Genomic DNA, 1746 nt, shown 5'->3' with positions numbered 1-1746 from the left:
TGCACGGGTTGCCGCGTTCCATCGACGTCAGGCGCCTGATTCGACACCCAGTCCCGCAACGCAGTCGGCCCATCCACGTCCTCGGGCCAGTTCCAGGTCTGCCAGGTGGGTGATGCCGCCTTCGGCGCCAGCCAAGCCACGCCCTGTGCGGACAGGCCCAGCACCAGGGGCAGCGCAGGCGCTACGGACTTACTGCGCCAGCGTGACACGTCGCACCTCCTCCAGCGTGGTCGCACCTGCACGCACCAGGTCCAGCGCCGCCTCCAGCAGCGTGCGCGTGCCGCGCTGCCGTGCGGCCTCCTTGATCTGGCGTACCGGTAGGCGCTGAATGATCATCTCGCGCAGCTCGTCGTCCAGCAGCAGAAACTCCGCAATCGCGCGCCGCCCGCGGAAACCCGTGCCGCGGCAGTCGCCGCAGCCCGCGCCTTTCATGAACTTCGCAGCTGCCCATTGCCCGGCATCCAAGCCCAGCTTCTCGAACTCCAGCGCCTCAGGCTGGTAGGGCTGGCGGCAATGCATGCAGTTCACCCGCACCAGGCGCTGGGCCCAGATGCCGTTGAGCGCCGACACCAGGGTGTACGGGTCCAAGCCCATATGCGTGAAGCGGCCGAACACGTCGAACACATTGTTCGCGTGCACCGTGGTCAACACCAGATGGCCCGTCAGCGCCGACTGCACTGCAATCTCGGCCGTCTCGCGGTCACGGATCTCGCCCACCATGATCTTGTCCGGGTCGTGCCGCAGGATGGAGCGCAGGCCGCGTGCGAAAGACAGGCCCTTTTTCTCGTTCACCGGGATCTGCAGCACCCCGGGCAGCTGGTATTCAACCGGGTCTTCAATCGTGATGATCTTGTCCTTGCCCGTATAGGTCTCGGCCAGTGCGGCATAGAGCGTGGTGGTCTTACCGGAACCTGTGGGCCCCGTCACCAGCAGCATACCGTAGGCGGCCTCGGTCAGCGTACGCATGGTCTTGAGCGCCACCGCATCAAAACCCAGCGCCTCCAGACTCAGCTTGCCATGCGCCTCGATCATGGCCTGCTTGTCCAGAATCCGCACCACCGCGTCCTCGCCATGGATGCTAGGCATGATAGACACACGCAAGTCGATCAAGCGCCCCTGGGCCCGCACCTGGAAGCTGCCATCCTGCGGCACGCGCCGCTCGGCAATGTCCAGTTCGGCCAGCACCTTGAGGCGCGAGATGGTCTGCTCGGCCACGGCGCGGTCCTGGATGTCCGTCACATCGTCCAGCACGCCGTCAATGCGGTAGCGCACCGCCAAGCCCATGGGCGTGGACTCCAGGTGCACGTCGCTGGCCCCGGCGCGCAGGGCGTCGTAGAGCGTGGAGTTCACCAACCGCACCGCCGGGCTGGCGGCATCCGTGGCGCTCACCAGGGACAGCACCTCGATGCCCTGCTCGGCTTCAGTCTGATCTGAACGCATGGACTCCAGGCTGTCCACCGCACGCAGCGAGGCCTCCTGCTGCGTCAGATAGGCGTGCAAGTCCTCCGGCGTGCACAGCACCTGCTGCACCGCCTGGCCTGCGGCCTGTTCCAGCTGGGCCAGTACATCACTGTCAAAAGGATCGGTCAGCGCGGCCACCCAGGAACCAGGATCGTCGGCGCGCTGCAGCAGCACGGCACGCTGGGCCTGCGCCCGGGCCATGGGCCAGAGGTCCAATCTGGCGGTCTGCGGCTGCAGCGCCTGGTTGTCCCAGAAGGGCAGGTCGAACTGCATCGCCAGCCAGCC

General features: G+C 66.6%; 2 protein-coding genes. Both read right to left on the bottom strand.

Translation table 11 applies throughout. From position 1 onward, the window contains the following. On the bottom strand, positions 1-209 hold a 209-nt coding region (locus tag AC1RRP_RS12165; RefSeq protein WP_493036508.1), incomplete at its 3' end, for a hypothetical protein. Further along, positions 190-1746: GspE/PulE family protein (locus AC1RRP_RS12160; protein WP_493036506.1), on the bottom strand; the 1557-nt coding region annotated here is incomplete at its 5' end. The genes AC1RRP_RS12165 and AC1RRP_RS12160, both read right to left, overlap by 20 nt.

The organism is Hylemonella sp. GW821-FHT12C09 (assembly GCF_058807395.1).
This window is presented reverse-complemented; position numbering and strand designations above follow the sequence as displayed.